The 16,359-nt window shown below is 62.2% G+C and carries 16 protein-coding genes and 1 pseudogene; 8 read left to right on the top strand and 9 right to left on the bottom strand.

Going from position 1 to position 16,359, the window contains the following annotated elements:
- The 3 genes and pseudogenes from parE to C3Y91_RS31535 form a co-directional block, all read left to right on the top strand.
- On the top strand, positions 1–2,025 hold a 2,025-nt coding region (gene parE / locus C3Y91_RS31545; protein WP_174827178.1), incomplete at its 5' end, for a DNA topoisomerase IV subunit B.
- Between the two features lie 190 nt (positions 2,026–2,215).
- Positions 2,216–3,354: pseudogene (locus tag C3Y91_RS31540) on the top strand (esterase-like activity of phytase family protein).
- Between the two features lie 115 nt (positions 3,355–3,469).
- Positions 3,470–4,687 (top strand): AI-2E family transporter, encoded by a 1,218-nt coding sequence (locus C3Y91_RS31535; RefSeq protein WP_024322667.1) that lies wholly within the window; start codon positions 3,470–3,472, stop codon positions 4,685–4,687.
- Positions 4,688–4,706: 19 nt separating this feature from the next.
- Here the strand turns inward: C3Y91_RS31535 and C3Y91_RS31530 are convergent, their stop codons facing one another.
- Positions 4,707–5,165: a GNAT family N-acetyltransferase gene (locus C3Y91_RS31530; protein WP_018072168.1), complete on the bottom strand. Its 459-nt coding sequence runs from the start codon at positions 5,163–5,165 to the stop codon at positions 4,707–4,709.
- A gap of 128 nt (positions 5,166–5,293) precedes the next feature.
- On the opposite strand from C3Y91_RS31530, the gene C3Y91_RS31525 reads away from it, so the two are divergent.
- A complete protein-coding gene (locus tag C3Y91_RS31525; RefSeq protein ID WP_018072169.1) occupies positions 5,294–5,716 on the top strand; it encodes a hypothetical protein in 423 nt (140 codons plus the stop codon).
- Here the strand turns inward: C3Y91_RS31525 and C3Y91_RS31520 are convergent.
- From C3Y91_RS31520 to C3Y91_RS31510, 3 genes are all read right to left on the bottom strand, one after another.
- The gene (locus C3Y91_RS31520) at positions 5,713–6,855 is read right to left on the bottom strand and encodes a DUF2336 domain-containing protein (RefSeq protein ID WP_168576209.1); all 1,143 of its coding nucleotides are present in this window, start codon (positions 6,853–6,855) and stop codon (positions 5,713–5,715) included. The two genes, C3Y91_RS31525 and C3Y91_RS31520, sit on opposite strands and share 4 nt — an antisense overlap.
- Before the next feature lie 101 nt (positions 6,856–6,956).
- Positions 6,957–7,574, bottom strand: coding sequence for a flavin reductase family protein (locus C3Y91_RS31515; protein WP_018072171.1), 618 nt, complete (start codon positions 7,572–7,574; stop codon positions 6,957–6,959).
- On the bottom strand, positions 7,574–8,158 hold the full coding sequence (locus C3Y91_RS31510; RefSeq protein ID WP_024322669.1) for a nitroreductase family protein: 585 nt from the start codon (positions 8,156–8,158) through the stop codon (positions 7,574–7,576). The genes C3Y91_RS31515 and C3Y91_RS31510 overlap by 1 nt, the downstream gene beginning before the upstream one ends.
- Positions 8,159–8,272: 114 nt before the next feature.
- On the opposite strand from C3Y91_RS31510, the gene C3Y91_RS31505 reads away from it, so the two are divergent.
- On the top strand, positions 8,273–9,376 hold the full coding sequence (locus C3Y91_RS31505) for an RgsD C-terminal domain-containing protein (protein WP_024322670.1): 1,104 nt from the start codon (positions 8,273–8,275) through the stop codon (positions 9,374–9,376).
- 2 nt (positions 9,377–9,378) lie between these two features.
- Here C3Y91_RS31505 and C3Y91_RS31500 read toward each other — a convergent pair whose 3' ends face one another.
- From C3Y91_RS31500 to C3Y91_RS31480, 5 genes are all read right to left on the bottom strand, one after another.
- A complete protein-coding gene (locus tag C3Y91_RS31500; RefSeq protein WP_075225569.1) occupies positions 9,379–10,236 on the bottom strand; it encodes a lysophospholipid acyltransferase family protein in 858 nt (285 codons plus the stop codon).
- 103 nt (positions 10,237–10,339) lie between these two features.
- A complete protein-coding gene (gene thrS, locus C3Y91_RS31495; RefSeq protein WP_130655612.1) occupies positions 10,340–12,325 on the bottom strand; it encodes a threonine--tRNA ligase in 1,986 nt (661 codons plus the stop codon).
- Positions 12,326–12,446: 121 nt separating this feature from the next.
- A complete protein-coding gene (locus C3Y91_RS31490) occupies positions 12,447–12,974 on the bottom strand; it encodes a DUF1697 domain-containing protein (protein WP_075225567.1) in 528 nt (175 codons plus the stop codon).
- Positions 12,971–13,384: a membrane protein insertion efficiency factor YidD gene (gene yidD / locus C3Y91_RS31485; RefSeq protein WP_130655613.1), complete on the bottom strand. Its 414-nt coding sequence runs from the start codon at positions 13,382–13,384 to the stop codon at positions 12,971–12,973. The genes C3Y91_RS31490 and yidD overlap by 4 nt, the downstream gene beginning before the upstream one ends.
- 5 nt (positions 13,385–13,389) lie before the next feature.
- On the bottom strand, positions 13,390–13,836 hold the full coding sequence (locus tag C3Y91_RS31480) for an iron-sulfur cluster assembly scaffold protein (protein ID WP_130691529.1): 447 nt from the start codon (positions 13,834–13,836) through the stop codon (positions 13,390–13,392).
- Between the two features lie 307 nt (positions 13,837–14,143).
- Here C3Y91_RS31480 and folE point away from each other — a divergent pair, with 307 nt between their 5' ends.
- The 3 genes from folE to C3Y91_RS31465 all read left to right on the top strand — a co-directional run bounded on the left by folE (position 14,144) and on the right by C3Y91_RS31465 (position 16,315).
- Positions 14,144–14,758: a GTP cyclohydrolase I FolE gene (gene folE / locus C3Y91_RS31475; RefSeq protein WP_075225565.1), complete on the top strand. Its 615-nt coding sequence runs from the start codon at positions 14,144–14,146 to the stop codon at positions 14,756–14,758.
- 25 nt (positions 14,759–14,783) lie between these two features.
- Positions 14,784–15,236, top strand: coding sequence for a phosphoribosyl-AMP cyclohydrolase (gene hisI, locus C3Y91_RS31470; RefSeq protein ID WP_017960562.1), 453 nt, complete (start codon positions 14,784–14,786; stop codon positions 15,234–15,236).
- Between the two features lie 116 nt (positions 15,237–15,352).
- Positions 15,353–16,315 carry a patatin-like phospholipase family protein gene (locus C3Y91_RS31465; RefSeq protein WP_018481963.1) on the top strand — a complete coding sequence of 321 codons (963 nt, stop codon included), beginning with the start codon at positions 15,353–15,355 and terminating at the stop codon, positions 16,313–16,315.
- The last annotated feature ends 44 nt before the right edge of the window (positions 16,316–16,359 follow it).

Raw genomic sequence — 16,359 nt, 5'->3', positions numbered from 1 at the left:
CCCGCCGAACGGCCGCCGGTGACGGCTGCGCCCGCCGCCGCAGCACCCCCGGCTGCCGGAGCCTCGGCGCGCCCGGCGCCCGCCGCCTCGAACTCGGATGATTACGGCGCCTCGTCGATTCGCGTCCTTGAAGGACTTGAGCCGGTGCGCATGCGTCCGGGCATGTATATCGGCGGCACCGATGAAAAGGCGCTGCATCACCTGTTTGCCGAAGTCATCGACAATGCGATGGACGAGGCGGTCGCCGGGCACGCCAATTTCATCGAGGTCTATCTCGACCTCGAGGGTTATCTGACGGTTTCCGACAACGGCCGCGGCATCCCGGTCGAGAACCATCCGCAGGTGCCCGGCAAGTCGACGCTCGAAGTCATCATGACCAAGCTGCATGCCGGCGGCAAATTCGACGGCAAGGCCTACGAGACCTCGGGCGGCCTGCACGGCGTCGGCGTCTCGGTCGTCAACGCGCTCTCCGACGACCTCGAGGTCGAGGTGGCGCGAAACCGCAAGCTCTACCGCCAGCGCTTCTCCCGCGGCCTGCCGCAGGGCGGGCTCGAAGAGTTGGGCGACGTCCATAATCGCCGCGGCACCCGCGTGCGCTTCCATCCAGACCCCCAGATCTTTGGGGATCACATGAAGTTCGATGCCGCCCGCGTCTTCCGCATGGCGCGCTCGAAAGCCTATCTGTTCGGCGGCGTCGAAATCCGCTGGAGCTGTGAGGCGGGCGTGCTGCCCGAAGGCTCCGAGGTCCCTGACAAGGCCGTCTTCCACTTCCCCGGCGGCCTGAAGGACTATCTCCAGGCGACGATGGGCAAGGAGTTCACCGTCACCCGCGAGATTTTCGCTGGCAAGACGGAGAAGGTAAGCGGCCACGGCTCGATGGAATGGGCGATCACCTGGTATGGCGGCGATCCGCAGGTGCATTCCTATTGCAACACCATTCCGACGACCGAAGGCGGCACACATGAAGCGGGGCTGCGCATTGCGCTGACCAAGGGCCTGAAGGCCTATGCCGAGCTGACGCAGAACAAGCGCGCCGCGCAGATCACCACCGACGACGTGATGATCTCGGCGGTCGGCATGCTGTCGGTCTTTATTCGCGAGCCGGAATTCGTCGGCCAGACCAAGGACAGGCTTGCGACCGTCGAGGCCCAGCGCATCGTCGAGAACGCGCTCCGCGATCCCTTCGACCATTACCTTGCCGACAATCCGAACGAGTCGGCCAAGCTGCTCGACTGGGTGATCGAGCGCGCCGAGGAGCGCCTGCGCCGCCGCAAGGAAAAGGAAGTCAACCGCAAGACGGCAGTGCGCAAGCTGCGCCTGCCCGGCAAGCTCGCCGACTGCTCGCAGAACACCGCTGTGGGTGCCGAACTCTTCATCGTCGAGGGCGATTCGGCAGGCGGTTCGGCCAAGCAGGCGCGCAACCGCGCCAACCAGGCGATCCTTCCCCTGCGCGGCAAGATCCTCAACGTCGCCAGCGCCGGTCGCGAAAAGCTCGGCGCCAACCAGCAGCTCGCCGATCTCGTCCAGGCTCTCGGCTGCGGTACGCGCTCGAAATATCGCGACGAAGACCTGCGATACGAGCGCATCATCGTCATGACCGATGCCGACGTCGACGGCGCTCATATCGCATCGCTGCTCATCACCTTCTTTTATCAGGAGATGCCGGAGCTGGTGCGCGGCGGCCATCTCTTCCTCGCCGTGCCGCCGCTCTACAAAATCACCCAAGGGGCGAAATCCGCCTATGCCCGCGACGATAATCATCGCGCCGAGCTGATGCAGACGGAGTTCAAGGGCAAGGCCAAGGTCGAGATCAGCCGCTTCAAAGGTCTCGGCGAGATGATGCCCGCCCAGCTCAAGGAAACCACGATGGATCCGTCCAAGCGCACCCTGCTCAAGGTGCTGATCGACGAGGTGGATTTCGAAGGCACGCGCGCCGCCGTCGACGATCTGATGGGCACCAAGCCGGAAGCCCGCTTCCGCTTCATCCAGGACCGCGCGGCCTTCGCGGAGAACCTCGATATTTAGGGTATTAGGTCGAGCGCGCCAAACGGTCGGGTTCGGCGCGCCGCATTTTAGCATTCACGATTTCACCGAACTGACGAAGAATCGTAACAACTCCGTTAAACAACCGGCGCATGAAGCGGTCGGCGCGCCTTCCCCTCGGGGAGGAGCTGCGCCCGTTTGAACCGTTTTCAACCCTTGCCGGATATTTGTCATGACCAAGCGTTTTCTCGCGGCTGCCGCTTTCGTTCTCCTGTCCAGCACCGTCTCCGCCAGCGCCACCGATATCGGCGCCACCTTCGAGACCACCTGCCCCTTCGGCGATTGCGCTGCCGGCATTTCGCTCTCCTATCTCGGTGAATTCGTCATCCCCACCGGCCACATGGAAAACGGCGTCGAATTTGGCGGCATTTCCGGCCTCGATTTCGATGCCGCCACCGGCCACTATCTCGCCATCAGCGACGACCGCTCGGAAAGAGGCCCGGCCCGCTTCTATGAACTCAACGTCGATCTCGACGCATCCGGTCTCAAGAGCGTTTCTGTCGTCAAGCAGGTGACGTTGAAGGACAAGAACGGCGAGCCCTTCGCTGCCCGGACCGTCGATCCGGAATCGATCCGCCTCGGCAAGGACGGCATCTATTGGGGCAGCGAAGGCGACGGCAAGGCGCTGCTGGCGCCCTTCGTCCGTGTCGCTGCGCCGGACGGTTCCTTCGTCCGCGAATTCAAGCTGCCGGAGGGCTTTGCGCCGACCGCAGACAAGTCGACCGGCATCCGCGACAATCTCGCTTTCGAGGATCTCGCCGTCGCGCCCTCCGGCGATGTGTTCGTCGGTGTCGAAGCCGCTCTCTATCAGGACGGCCCGAACCCCTCGCTGACGTCAGGCAGCCTGTCGCGCATCGTCCGTTACGACGGCGCAACCGGCGAGCCGAAGGCCGAGTATGTCTACCCGGTCTCGCCGATCCCGCAGGCCGCCGCCAAGGCCGACGACGGTAATGACAACGGCATGTCTGAAATACTTGCCCTCGACGATCACCGCCTGCTCGCCGTCGAACGCAGTTATGCCCAGGGCTTCGGCAACAGCATCAAGATCATGATGATGGATCTGACTGATGCCACCGATGTATCCGCCATCGCGTCCCTGGCCAAAAACGACCAGCGCGTCGTTCCCGCCCGCAAGAGCCAAGTCCTCGATTTGAGGGCAATCGGCCTCGTTCCCGACAATATCGAGGCCATGTCGCTCGGCAAGGCCAAGGACGGCACCGATGTTCTCATTCTCGGCTCCGACAATAATTTTCGACCAGCCAGAAGACGCAATTCTATGCCTTCAAGGTTCTCAACCGCCCGCAGCAGTAAGACGCTCGGATCCGAGGTCGAATAGCGACGGTTTGTATACGCTTTCATGGTGCGGACCTTGAAACCGCCGGGTTGATGGCCCATAACCAGAGTACAAGAAAAAGAAGAGGCGCGCGTGGGTGTGTTCGACCGTCAGAAAAGCAATCATGAACCGCGATGGCTCGGATCGTCGGCGCAGACGCGCACGCCGCTGATTCCCTCCATTTCGGCGGCGCGCTGGCTGCTGGTCCTGGTCGTCGCTGCCGGCGTCTATTTCTTCTACGGCTTCCTCGTGCCGGTGCTCGCAGCCCTCGTCATCGGCTTCGCCAGCTGGCCGCTCTACCGCAAGCTTCTTGCCCGCGTCGGCGGTAATACGACGATCGCCGCGACCATCGCCATCATCATGATCATCACCTTCCTGGTCATCCCGATCGGGCTTGCGGTGACCTATACGACGGGCGAAGTGCGCACCTGGGTCGCCTGGGCAATCCATGCCAACCGCGCCGGCGCTCCGACACCCGACTGGATTGTCGCGCTGCCTTGGGCGGGCGCCTATCTCGATGAAGTCTGGACGAAATATATCGGCAGTCCCGGCGCCCTGGGCGAAGTCATCCAGGCGGTCAGCGGCGCCAATATCGGCAACATCTATCGCGCCGTGCTTGCGGCCGGCGGCGGCGCCTTCCACCTACTGCTGACGCTGCTCTTTATGCTGATCGCGCTGTTCTTCGTCTATCGCGACGGCTTCTCCTTCTCCAAGCAGATCGACATGCTGGGCGAGCGCATCCTGCCGAACCGCTGGGAGCGCATTTCCCGCGTCGTGCCGGCGACGATCAGCTCCACTGTCATGGGCATGACGCTGATCGCGATCGGCGAAGGCATCGTGCTCGGCCTTGCCTACTGGATTGCCGGCGTGCCTTCGCCGGTGACGCTCGGCGTGTTGACGGGCGTGATGGCGCTGATACCGGGCGGTGCGCCGCTCTCCTTCACGCTGGTCTCCATCTATCTGCTGGCGAGCGGCTCGCATGTCGCCGGCATCAGTCTCTTCGTCTGGGGTACGGTAGAGCTCTTCATCGTCGACAAGACGCTGCGGCCGAAGCTCGTCGGCGGTCCGATCAAGCTACCCTTCCTGCCGACCTTCTTCGGCCTCGTCGGCGGCGTCAAGACGATGGGTTTCCTCGGCCTCTTCATCGGCCCGGTGCTGATGGCGCTGATCGTCGCCATCTGGCGCGAGTGGATCCACGAGGCCCGCAACGCCGACAAGAGCGAAACCGGACCGCAGATCATCATCGATGAACAGGCCCCGCCGCCGGTCCCCGGTTCGCCGAAAACCATGCCGCGCGTCGCCGAAGGCTGAACATGGTTTCGCAGACCGGCTAGCCCAACTGCTTTTCCATGAACAGGCTGAGCGGGTCCGGCAGATAGCTGCCGAAGGGCTCGATTTCCCGATATCCGAAATTGCGGTAGAGAGCGATCGCCTCGGGCTGGTAGATGCCGGTTTCGAGCCGGATTGCCGTCAGCCTCTTTCCCCCTGCGATTGCTTCGAGCGCATTCATCAGGCCGCTGGCGATCCTCAGTCCCCTCGCCTCGGGATCGACGAACATGCGCTTGATCTCCGCCGTGCCGTCACCGGCCTCGACCAGTGCGCAGCAGCCGACGATCGCATCGCCGTTGCGCGCAACGAGGAAGCTCACCGAAGGCTTCTCCAGCAAGGAGAGGTCGACCAGATGGTTGCTTTCAGCCGGATAGAGCGATTGCGCATAGGCATCGGAAAGATCGAGAAGGCGGATGACGCCCTCCTGGCGCGGCGGTTCAAGGGCGATGGTGACAGACATGTGGCTCCCTCTGCTGGCGCGGGGCACAATTTTTCCCGACATGACGAAGAGTTAATACCGTTGCCTTCATTCGGTTGGAATTGCGCCCTCTAAGACGATGATGTGCTCAATAATCAAGGAAGCAGAATATGCAAGCGGTGCTGATCGCGATGACCATTCTCGGCTGCGACGATTCCATCAGCCAGTGCAATTATGTCGCGACGGTCGATAAACGCTGGGAAACCGTTGCCGCTTGCGACGCGGAAGCCGAACGACGGCTGAAGACCTATGTGAATGTCAATTATCCCTCGGTGATCGCGGTGTGCGAGGCGCCGAAAGCCATCGCCGCCGCCGAGCCGCCGGAATCGGCGCCCGTGCCTGCCGCCGCATCCGAGGTCGCTGTCGCAGCGCCCGAGGAACCCGCAGGACGGATCGCCGGTTTTGCTGAAGGTATTGCCGGACAGGTCCGCGCCCATCTGCCCTCAGGCAAAAGCGTCAGGGACACACTGACCAAACCCGTGCACTTCGTATCCGCCAGTTATTCCTGGGTGGTGACGCGGCTCGCTGATTAGGCCGCCGCAAGCGCCGCATAGACGCGGGCCGATTGTCGCTGCTCGGTGACACTAAGCTTTTCCACCATGTCGAGCAGTTCGCCGATCGCGCCATGCGCGTCGTGATGACGGAATTTTTCGAGAAGACGGCCGCAGACATTGCCGAGCACGCTGCCCGGCCCTTTTCTGGCGGCGTCGCGCCACAGCATCGTCGCCTCGACGAAGATGACGCTGATATCCCTTGGCAGGCCGGCGGACTCGTAAAGCGCACGCACGGCATGCATCCGCCCGGTTGCCAGGATCGAACGCACACGGCGCTCGTTGCACGCGGTCAGATCGACGATCGCGCCGGCGAAGAAGTCCACCTTGCCCGCGCAGAGCGCATGCATCAGAAAGGATGGCGTCAGCCGGCCGTTGAGGCGCAGATGCTGGACGAGGTCGGGTATTTCGCGTGGGGCGATATCGCCGGCGATCGAAACGATGGCAGCCTCGGTCGCCTCGCGGCTGATGCGCTGAAGCCGCTGCAGGCCGATCGCCGCCTGCGCCAGCGGCAGCCCGATCAGCGCATTGCTCACATGCTGGGTCAGCAACTGGCGGGCATCGGCCGGAAGGTCGCTGCGGTCGAGAAGCAGATTGCGGATATCGCAGCAGTCGCCGAGCCGTTCGGCGATGCGTTTCAGCGACAGGCTGGAAATCACTGCACCGTCATTCTCGAGCAGGCAGAGCAGTTCTTCCTCGTCACCGACCTCGGCAAGGGCGGCGGAAACCGGACGCGTCACATGCGCCCTCGCCGCGATCAGCATGCGGGTGGCTCCGTTGCCGCGCGCGGCAAGGTCGACCAGATCGGCGTCGCTCAAAAGCGGCGAACAGGTCACCGCATGGCAGGCAACCTCGGGCTGGTCCTCGGCAAGCGAACGGATCAGGCTGCGCGGCGCATCGGGCGACCAGGCAATCGCCTCGGCAAGCGCAAGCCGCACGCGTGGCGACGGATCGTCGAGAAGGAAGGTCATCGCCATCTCGGCTGCCGCCCGTTCGTCGCCGGACATTTCGGACTGCAGATAGGCTCGCCCGAGAGCGTTTGCGGCCCGGGCCCGGTCGCCTGTCTTGGCCGTTTCGACCCAACGAAGAAAAGCTTCTACGATCACGCGACGCCCCAGCACTTGAACGCGATTCTTTCGCGTTCCATTCAATGCTGCGACGGTAGCGGCAAAAGGTTTAAGATTGGTTCACCATATTTCTTAAGCCTTTGTATGCCTTGCGGTTAGCCTTCAATTGGTGGCAGTTGCGGCCGGATCATCTCGAAAACATCGCTGCCTTCGCTGTAATCCATGTAGCCCATGCGGGCGACAGGTCGGGCGATCGACATGTCGAGGCGGCCGTCCCTGACGATCGCTTCGTCGATGCGGATGCCGACCACTTCGCCGAAGACCAGCACGTTTTCGGACGGTTCCCCCGACAGCGTCTTCGGCTCGATGACCTCCGTGACCTTGCATTCGAGCACCGCGAAAGCCTCGCCGACATAGGGCGCGTCGATCAGTTCGGCCTGCTTCGGCGTCAGGCCGGCGAAGTCGAATTCGCTGTCGCCGTAGGGCAGCGCCGCCGAGGAGAGGTTCATCTTCTCGGCGAGATCGCGGCTGACGAAATTGCAGGTGAAGACGCCGGTCTCGGCCGCATTGCGCTGGCTGTGCTTGCGTCCGGCGGAAGAAAACATCACCAGCTTCGGCCGATCGGCGACGGCATTGAAAAAAGAATAAGGCGCGAGATTGATCGAGCCATCCCTGCCCTTGCTACCGATCCAGCCGATCGGGCGCGGCGACACGATCGCCTTGAAAGGATCATGTGCAAGCCCGTGCCGGTTGCTGTCGGTGGTATAGAACATCAATCGTCTCCGCCGACCCAGGTCACGGTGTCGGCAAGCTCCGGCCGCGGCCGCTCGATTACCGGAAATGTCGTCGAGCCGATATGGATGAAGCCCGCCACTTTTTCATCAGGCCCGACGCCGAGCAGCGGATAGGCGCGCTCGTCATAGGCGAACCATTCCGTCAGCCAGTTGGCGACATAACCATTGGCGTTGGCGGCGAGAATGACATTGAAGCAAAGCGCGCCGGCTGACATCAACTGCTCCCATTCCGGGATCTTGATATGCGGTCCTGCCTTGCTGACTACGGCGACGACCACGGGCGCGCGGGTGAAACGGCTGCGCTCGACCTGAATCATCTCTTCGGAAAGTTCGGGCTTTGTCTGAATCGCCAGCGTCAGAAGCTCCTCGCCGAGACGCACGCGCTGTTCTCCGCGATAGACGATGAAGCGCCAGGGGGCGATCTTGCCGTGATCGGGAACACGCGAGGCGAGACGCAGGATCTCCTCGATCTCGGCCTTCTCGGGGCCTGGTTCGCACATCTGGAAAGCGGGGATGGAGCGGCGCACGGCGAGGTAGTCGATCAGCTTGATATCGGATTTCATGCGGGAGAGGCTCTCATTATTTATGCTGCTGCAAAGGGTGGGTCTTGAATTTGCCATCGCGTTGGTCTTGAAGTGGCCTTTGCGATTTCAGAAGTCAATCGGTTCACGAAACAGATGTTTGGCATTTTGCCTTTTGCACGCATCGGCCTTGCCATTGCCCTGATGGTATTGATGCCCCTCGGCGCCGGCGCTCAGGATGCCTTCAAGGGATTCAAACAGCTTGAATCGACGCCGAAGATGCCGAAGCTCGATGCCTTCATCGCGCCCGGCGCGGTGCCCGAAGGGGTCAAGCTGCGCGACGTCCCGATGGAAGCGAAGCTGACGGCGGACGGCACGCCGGTTGAGGAAGGCCTATCCTGGTACGTCTTCAGCCCGATCGCCGGATCCGATGGCAAACTGCCGCTGATCGCCAGCGCCAAGGGCGGACCTGCCGCCTTCCAGCTCGCGCCCGGTGATTATTTCGTCAACGTCTCTTTCGGCCGCGCCGGCGTCACCAAGAAATTGACCGTGCCTGCTGAAGGCGAGGTCGACAAGCAGGTGATGGTGCTCGATGCCGGCGGCCTGCTGCTCAATGCCGTCTCCGGCACCGACGCCCGCATCCGCCCCGACCAGTTGAGCTTCTCGATCTATTCTTCGGAAGTGCGCGACGATGGCGAGCGCGGCCTCGTCATGGCCGATGTCTCGCCGAATACCATCGTCCGCCTCAATGCCGGCACCTATCACATTGTTTCCGAATATGGCAGCGTCAACGCCGTGATCCGCGCCGACATCCAGGTCGAGGCCGGCAAGCTGACCGAGGCGACGATCCAGCATCGCGCCGCGCAGGTCACCTTCAAGCTGGTCTCCGATGCAGGCGGCGAGGCGATCGCCGATACGGCATGGTCGATTCTGACGGCGGCCGGCGACAGCGTCGGTGAAAGCGTCAGCGCCTTCCCGACCATGGTCCTCGCCGAAGGCGGATATTCCGCCGTCGCCCGCAACAAGGACAAGATCTACCAGCGCGATTTCACCGTCGTCGCCGGCAGGAACACCGATGTCGAGGTTCTGATGAAGGATCAGCAGCCGCAGCCGCCGGTGAGCGACGCGGCCCGCACGGTACAGCAGGTGCCTGTGGGCACACCGACACCGCCGGGTGTCCAGCCGGCTCCGGTGGAGCCGCTGCCCTCCTACGAACAGCTCGTGCCGCAGCCGGGCGGTGACGACACCAGCCTCGATTGATTTTACCGTGAGCGGTTTCGGCTCAGCCGAGACGTTTGGAAGGTACTTTTCGGCGGCGCCATCGAGAACACCGCTCCATAGAGGCGGGCAAGCAGACCCTTCCGATCGGCACCACTGCTCAGCGCCTCCCAGGTCAGCACTTTGCCGACATGTGCCGTGATCGTGCTGCCGGACAGCCGGCGGAACTCGCCGATCAGCAGCGACAAGCGCAGCGTCATCGACACCCGGCTAGCCAGATGAAACAGCCGGCCGTTCTGACCCTCGAAATAGATTGGCAGCACGCTGGCATGCGTCGCCTGGATGAGTTTTGCCGGAAACATCTTCCACGGCAGATCCTCGGCCCGGCCGAAACCCCTCTTGGCGGTCGCAACGCCGCCCGCCGGAAAGACGATGATGGTCGTGCCTTCCTTGAGCAGCCGCACCGCCTCGTGCCGGCTTTTCAAGTTCAGCGTCATCGCCTCCTTGGTCTCCGCAAATGAGATCGGCAGTGAATAGGGCGCCATCTCCGGCATCTTCAAGAGATCGTTGTGGATCAGCACCTTGAAGGGACGGCCGAGCTGTTCGGCAAGTGCCAGCACGGCGATGCCGTCGCCAATGCCGAAGGGGTGGTTGGCGACGATGACGATCGGCTCGGTGGGAACGGGTTCGAGCGGCCAGTCGCCCTTAACCTCGACCGAAACGTCGATGAGATCGAGCGCTCTGGCGAACACGCGGTCGCTCCTGCCGATGATGTCGCTGCGCCAGACGTCGTAGAGTCTGACATAGCGGTCACGGCCCGACAGCCCCTCGATCGAGCGGATCAACCAGCGCTTCAGGCGCGGATCTCGATCATTGGCATAGGATAATTCTTTGAAGCGCACTCCGGCCTCGGGATAACCCGCTCCCCGTTCGTGGCGACAATATTGCGATTATATATCAGATTTCCGACAGCGCCGCGTACGGCGCTGTCAGATCCCGGTTATTTCAGGCGGCCTTGGCTTTCTTTGCTTCGGCCTTGCGACGAATGTCGGGCGGTGTCGCTTCGAGCGCAAGGCTCTCGACGGCAGCGTCGAGCCCCATCGAAACCTGTTCCTGGCTGCCGAGACGGCGAATGTTGACCGTGCGCTCATCGGCTTCCTTCCTGCCGCAGACGATGATGACAGGAACCTTGGTGACCGAATGCTCGCGGACTTTGTAGTTGATCTTCTCGTTGCGGAAGTCGGTCTCGACGTTGAGACCGGCCTCGCGCAGCGCCTCGGCCACTTCAAGCCCGTAGGCATCGGCTTCCGAAGTGATCGTTGCGACCACCACCTGAAGCGGCGATACCCAGAGCGGCATGTGGCCGGCGAAGTTCTCGATCAGGATGCCGAGGAAGCGCTCCATCGAGCCGCAGATGGCGCGATGGATCATCACCGGCTGCGTCTTTTCGGAGTTGCTGTCGATGTAAAAGGCGCCGAAGCGTTCCGGCAGGTTGAAGTCGACCTGCGTCGTGCCGCATTGCCATTCGCGGCCGATCGCATCCTTCAGCGTATATTCGAACTTCGGCCCGTAGAAAGCGCCCTCGCCCGGCAGGATGCCGGTCTTGATGTCGTTCGACTGCTGCTGGATCGTCTCCAGCACGCCCATCATCACGCTTTCGGCGCGGTCCCACAGATCGTCCGAACCGACGCGCTTATCCGGCCGGGTCGAGAGCTTGATGGTGACTTCGTCGAAGCCGAAATCCTTGTAGACCGAAAGGATCAGGTCGTTGATCTTCAGGCATTCGGCGGCCATCTGCTCGTCGGTGCAGAAGATGTGCGCATCGTCCTGCGTGAAGCCGCGCACGCGCATCAGCCCGTGCAGCGCGCCCGACGGTTCGTAACGGTGGACATTGCCGAATTCGGCAAGCCGGATCGGCAGCTCGCGGTAGGATTTCAGCCCATGCTTGAAAATCTGGATATGGCCGGGGCAGTTCATCGGCTTCAGTGCGAAGACGCGGTCGTCGTCGGTGTCGTCGCCGGCGACCGTCACCTTGAACATGTTGTCGCGGTACCAGCCCCAGTGACCGGAGGTCTCCCACAGCGACTTGTCGAGCACCTGCGGCGCGTTGACTTCCTGATAATCGCCGGCAAGCCGGCGGCGCATATAGGCGACCAGCGTCTGGAATACGCGCCAGCCCTTGCCATGCCAGAACACGACGCCCGGGCCCTCTTCCTGGAAATGGAAGAGATCCATTTCACGGCCGAGGCGGCGGTGATCGCGCTTTTCGGCTTCGGCAAGCATATGCAGGTAGTTGTCGAGTTCCGACTGCTCGGCGAAGGCCGTGCCGTAGATGCGGCTCAGCATCGGATTGTTGCTGTCGCCGCGCCAGTAGGCACCGGCCACCTTCAAGAGCTTGAAGGCGTTGCCGATCTGGCCGGTCGAGGCCATGTGCGGACCGCGGCAGAGGTCGAACCAGTCGCCCTGGTAATAGATCTTGAGATCCTGCCCTTCGGGGATCGCGTCGACGAGCTCAACCTTGTACTGCTCGCCCTTGTCGGCGAAGACCTGTTTCGCCTTCTCGCGCGACCAGACCTGCTTGGTGAAGGCGGCGTTGCGGGCAATGATCTCCTTCATCTTCTTTTCGATCTTCGGCAGATCATCGAGTGTGAAGGGCTCGTTCTTGGCGAAGTCGTAATAGAAACCGTTTTCGATGACCGGGCCGATCGTCACCTGGGTGCCGGGCCAGATTTCCTGCACCGCTTCGGCCATGACATGCGCCGCGTCGTGGCGGATGAGTTCCAGCGCACGGTCGTCATTGCGGGTGATGATCTCGATTCTGCCCGTCGTCACGGGATCGGAAAGGTCGCGCACGGTGCCGTCGATTGCAACGGCCACTGCCTTCTTGGCGAGCGACTTGGAAATGGATTCAGCGACATCCCGGCCGGTTGCGCCGGCATCGTAGCCGCGCACGGAACCATCGGGAAATGTCAGGGAAATAGCTTGGGACATCGAAATTCTCCTTGTCCAGTCCCGCCAACGAATGCGGGTGGTTGCAACGACAGCGCCTCCGTCCTTGGATGCGCTGCCGCCTGATACTCAGATTTGCTGCGTGAGTAAAGACGAAGCCCGGCTACATGATCATTTCGGCAAGGCCGCGCACGGTGTTCCAGTTGCGCATCGTGCCGACGCCGATCCGCTTGGTCGTCAGGGCCGAAAGCAGCTTGGACTGGCTCGGCTTGCCGGCGAAATCGATCCAGAGATCGCCGCCGACGACGGCGATGCGCTGTCCCTCCCTCATCAGCGGTTTCAGTGCCTCCACCTTCTTCGGGTCGACCGGCAGGCGCATCACCCGGACGATAACCTGATCAGCGTTGCCGTCCTTGAAGGGATTGGTGCTGGCAAGCGCCATCCAGGTGCAGTCGCTGCGCACGATGATATCGACATGTTTGCCGAACTTTTCTTCGAAGCCCTCTTCCAGGTGGACCTCGAGTTCGTGCGGCCGCATGTCATCGGCCTCGAAGACGAGATTGCCTGTTGAAACCAGTGTGCGGGGCTCGCGATAGCCGAGCTCTTCCGCCAACGCGCGCAAATCTTCCATAATGACGCGGCGCTCGGGCGTCAGAACGATGCTGTGCAGAAGGGCGATGAAGGTGCTCATGGCGCCGGCCGTCCCTTCCGACCGAGGGCGAGATAACGCCACGGCGTCCACCAGCGGAAGCTGTCGCCGAGCATCTCCGGCACCTGGTCGAGGCCGCTGGTGCCGCCCGGGCCGCAGCGGCCGACGCGAAACAGCGCCATCCAGCCGCCGGCCCAAAGGCCGTGGCGGGCGATCGACTCGTAGCCATATTCGGAGCAGGTCGGGATATGTCGGCAGGAATTGCCGATGAAGCCGGACAGCGTCAGCTGGTAGAGGCGGATGAGCCCCATGCCGAGCAGGCGGTCGGGAGTCTTGCGGAAAGGACCGGTATAATTGCGGGAAGTGGGTGCGGCCTTTTCACGCGGCTTGTCCGGTCCGGCGGCGCCACCGTCGTCCTCATCGTCAGCCTGCGGGGTGCAGAACTCGCACATCTCCGTTATGCCTCGACAACTTCCGCCCGTTTCGCCTCGATCTGCTCGATCGCATCGACGACCGCATCGAAGATCAGCATCGTCGAGGCATGGCGGGCCTTGTAGTCCCGCACCGGCAGCAGATAGCGCATGTCTTCGAAGCGTCCCTGGGGCCCCGCCCCATCCGCCTTCAACATGGCGAGCATGTCCTGGCGCGCCTGGCGCAATTCGTCCGACGTGGCGCCGACGACATGGCGGGCCATGATCGAGGACGAGGCCTGGCCGAGCGCGCAGGCCTTCACGTCATGGGCAAAACCGGTCACGGTATCGCGGTCCATCTTCAGCCAGATCCGCACCTTCGAGCCGCAGAGCTTGGAATGGGCCTGGGCGCTCGCATCGGCATCATCAAGCGTGCCGGTCAACGGAATATTGCCGGCGAATTCGAGGATTTTGCTGTTATAGATGTCGTCCATATTGGATTTCCGCTCCAAAATCGCTGCGGATCGGCCTCTGCAGGGGTGTTATTGTCGTCAAAACAAAAAACACACCGTGTCGTCTGAGGATACTTACATACGATGGCCGTCTTCCTATATGTATGTCGTTCGAAGGCCATTAAAATGCAATGGCCTCGTGTAAGTTTGATTGGGAAACCGTGCCGGACGGGCTGAACTTGCCCTGAAAGCCCCGGAGCCTGCCAAAGGTGCATGAATTCCCGCATGGGATTGACCAGTGGCGATTCCGACAGATGGGTCCGCGGTGCGGACCAGGAGACCATTGTTCATGGACGCCATCGTAAAGAACTTTCCGCAGACGAACCGAGATTCGGATCGCCCCTCCCAGCAGGAGGCGGAGGAAGCCATTCGCGTTCTGCTGCGCTGGGCCGGTGACGACCCGACGCGTGAAGGTCTGCTCGAAACGCCTGCCCGCGTCGTCAAATCGTACCGCGAGCTTTTTGCCGGTTACGACATGGCGGCGGAAGACGTGCTCGGCCGCACCTTCGAGGAGGTCGCCGGTTACGACGACATGGTCCTCGTCAAGGATATTCCGTTCTACTCGCATTGCGAACACCACATGGTGCCGATCATCGGCAAGGCCCACGTTGCCTACATGCCGGACGGGCGTGTGCTCGGCCTGTCGAAGATTGCCCGTGTCGTCGAGATCTATGGCCGCCGCCTGCAGACGCAGGAAACGATGACCGCGCAGATCGCCCGGGCAATCGACGATACGCTGCATCCGCGCGGTGTCGCCGTATTGATCGAGGCCGAACATATGTGCATGGCGATGCGCGGTGTTCAGAAGCAGGGCTCGACCACGTTGACGACCACCTTTACGGGAACGTTCAAGACCGAGCCGGCCGATCAGGCCCGTTTCATGACCATGGTGCGGAGCCGCTGATACCGGCTCCCTCAGGAGGGCCGCGATGAGTCAACTGATCTTCAATCAACCATCCGAGGACAAGTCGGCGTTGGAAGACGCCGGCGATTTCACGCCGCATTTCGACGACCGCGGCCTGATCACCGCGATCGTCACAGACGCCGGCGACGGCGAGTTGCTGATGGTGGCGCACATGAATGCCCAGGCACTGGCACTGACCATCCAGACCGGCACGGCCCACTATTTCAGCCGTTCGCGCGGCAAGCTCTGGAAGAAGGGCGAGACCTCGGGCAATCTCCAGACGGTGAAGGAAATCCGCACCGATTGCGATCAGGACGCTATCTGGCTGAAGGTCGAGGTCGCCGGTCACGACGCCACCTGTCACACCGGCCGCCGCTCCTGCTTCTACCGGACGATCACGCTTCGAGACGGAAAGCCGATGCTTGATATCGTTGACGACGAGCTTCATTTCGATCCGCAGGATGTCTACGGAAAATAGCCCCAATTTTCCGGAATTTGCTCCTTATTGCGCCAGAAACCGCTTCTATATACCATTTGGAAACTGATCGGGCACACTATCGGAAATCAAGTGTTCTGCTGGGAGGGGAGAGCGCCATGTTGAGCTGGAGTCTGCATCGTCAAAGCTCTGAAGGCGAGGGTTCCGGTTCCGGCATGTCGACCACGCTCGATATGCTCCCGCCTCCGGCGCCTCAAAAGAAAATCAAGATCGCGCTCGCGCTCGGCGGCGGCGCTGCACGCGGCTGGGCCCATATCGGTGTGCTGCGCGCACTCGACGAGGCAAAGGTCGAGATCGGCATGATTGCCGGCACCTCGATCGGCGCGCTGGTCGGCGGCTGTTATCTCGCCGGCAAACTCGATGAACTCGAAAGCTTCGCGCGCTCGCTGACGATGCGCCGCATCGCAAGTCTCCTCGATCTCACCATCGGCGGCAGTGGCCTGTTCGGCGGCATGCGGCTGACCAAGCGCATGCAGGAACATCTCGAAGGCCTGAACGTCGAAGATCTCGATCGGCCGTTCGTCGCGGTCGCGGCCGAAGTCAATACCGGCCATGAGGTCTGGATCGCCAATGGTTCGCTGATTACGGCGCTGCGCGCCTCCTATGCCCTGCCCGGCATTTTCGAGCCAGTGCGCAGCAATCACCGCACGCTGGTCGACGGGGCGCTGGTCAATCCCGTCCCCGTCTCGGTCTGCCGCGCCTACGAGCAGCCGCTCGTCGTCGCCGTCAATCTCAATTACGATCTCTACGGCCGCTCGGCCGTCGTCCGGCACAATGCCAGCCTGTCGGCCCAGGAAGTGCATAAACAGGAAGAAGCGCCCTATGCGCGCCTCGGCATGACCGGGGTCATGGTGCAGGCCTTCAACATCATCCAGGACAGGATTGCCCGCGCCCGCCTTGCCGGCGACCCGCCTGATATTTCGCTGCAGCCGCGTCTCAGCTATATCGGCCTTTCGGAATTCCACCGGGCTGGCGAGGCGATCGAACGCGGCTACGAAGAAGCCAGAGCCCGGCTCCCCGAGATCAAGCGCATGCAGGAAGTCTACGCCAGCCACCCCTGATGCATGGCGTCCCAAAGCCTGCAGCGGTTTTGCGACAACGACAT

The sequence above is a fragment of the Rhizobium ruizarguesonis genome (genome assembly GCF_012349115.1).
Classification (GTDB): Bacteria; Pseudomonadota; Alphaproteobacteria; order Rhizobiales; family Rhizobiaceae; genus Rhizobium; species Rhizobium ruizarguesonis.
This window is presented reverse-complemented; position numbering and strand designations above follow the sequence as displayed.

What these genes read in the sequence shown, in the direction of transcription:
- C3Y91_RS31510 (WP_024322669.1), bottom strand. Translation starts at nt 8,158, where the DNA reads ATGAAATCCGATATCAAGCTGATCGACTACCTCGCCGTGCGCCGCTCC.
- C3Y91_RS31515 (WP_018072171.1), bottom strand. Translation starts at nt 7,574, where the DNA reads ATGTTCTATACCACCGACAGCAACCGGCACGGGCTTGCACATGATCCT.
- C3Y91_RS31525 (WP_018072169.1), top strand. Translation starts at nt 5,294, where the DNA reads ATGCAAGCGGTGCTGATCGCGATGACCATTCTCGGCTGCGACGATTCC.
- C3Y91_RS31530 (WP_018072168.1), bottom strand. Translation starts at nt 5,165, where the DNA reads ATGTCTGTCACCATCGCCCTTGAACCGCCGCGCCAGGAGGGCGTCATC.
- C3Y91_RS31480 (WP_130691529.1), bottom strand. Translation starts at nt 13,836, where the DNA reads ATGGACGACATCTATAACAGCAAAATCCTCGAATTCGCCGGCAATATT.
- C3Y91_RS31505 (WP_024322670.1), top strand. Translation starts at nt 8,273, where the DNA reads ATGTTTGGCATTTTGCCTTTTGCACGCATCGGCCTTGCCATTGCCCTG.
- C3Y91_RS31490 (WP_075225567.1), bottom strand. Translation starts at nt 12,974, where the DNA reads ATGAGCACCTTCATCGCCCTTCTGCACAGCATCGTTCTGACGCCCGAG.
- C3Y91_RS31465 (WP_018481963.1), top strand. Translation starts at nt 15,353, where the DNA reads ATGTTGAGCTGGAGTCTGCATCGTCAAAGCTCTGAAGGCGAGGGTTCC.
- thrS (WP_130655612.1), bottom strand. Translation starts at nt 12,325, where the DNA reads ATGTCCCAAGCTATTTCCCTGACATTTCCCGATGGTTCCGTGCGCGGC.
- hisI (WP_017960562.1), top strand. Translation starts at nt 14,784, where the DNA reads ATGAGTCAACTGATCTTCAATCAACCATCCGAGGACAAGTCGGCGTTG.
- yidD (WP_130655613.1), bottom strand. Translation starts at nt 13,384, where the DNA reads ATGTGCGAGTTCTGCACCCCGCAGGCTGACGATGAGGACGACGGTGGC.
- folE (WP_075225565.1), top strand. Translation starts at nt 14,144, where the DNA reads ATGGACGCCATCGTAAAGAACTTTCCGCAGACGAACCGAGATTCGGAT.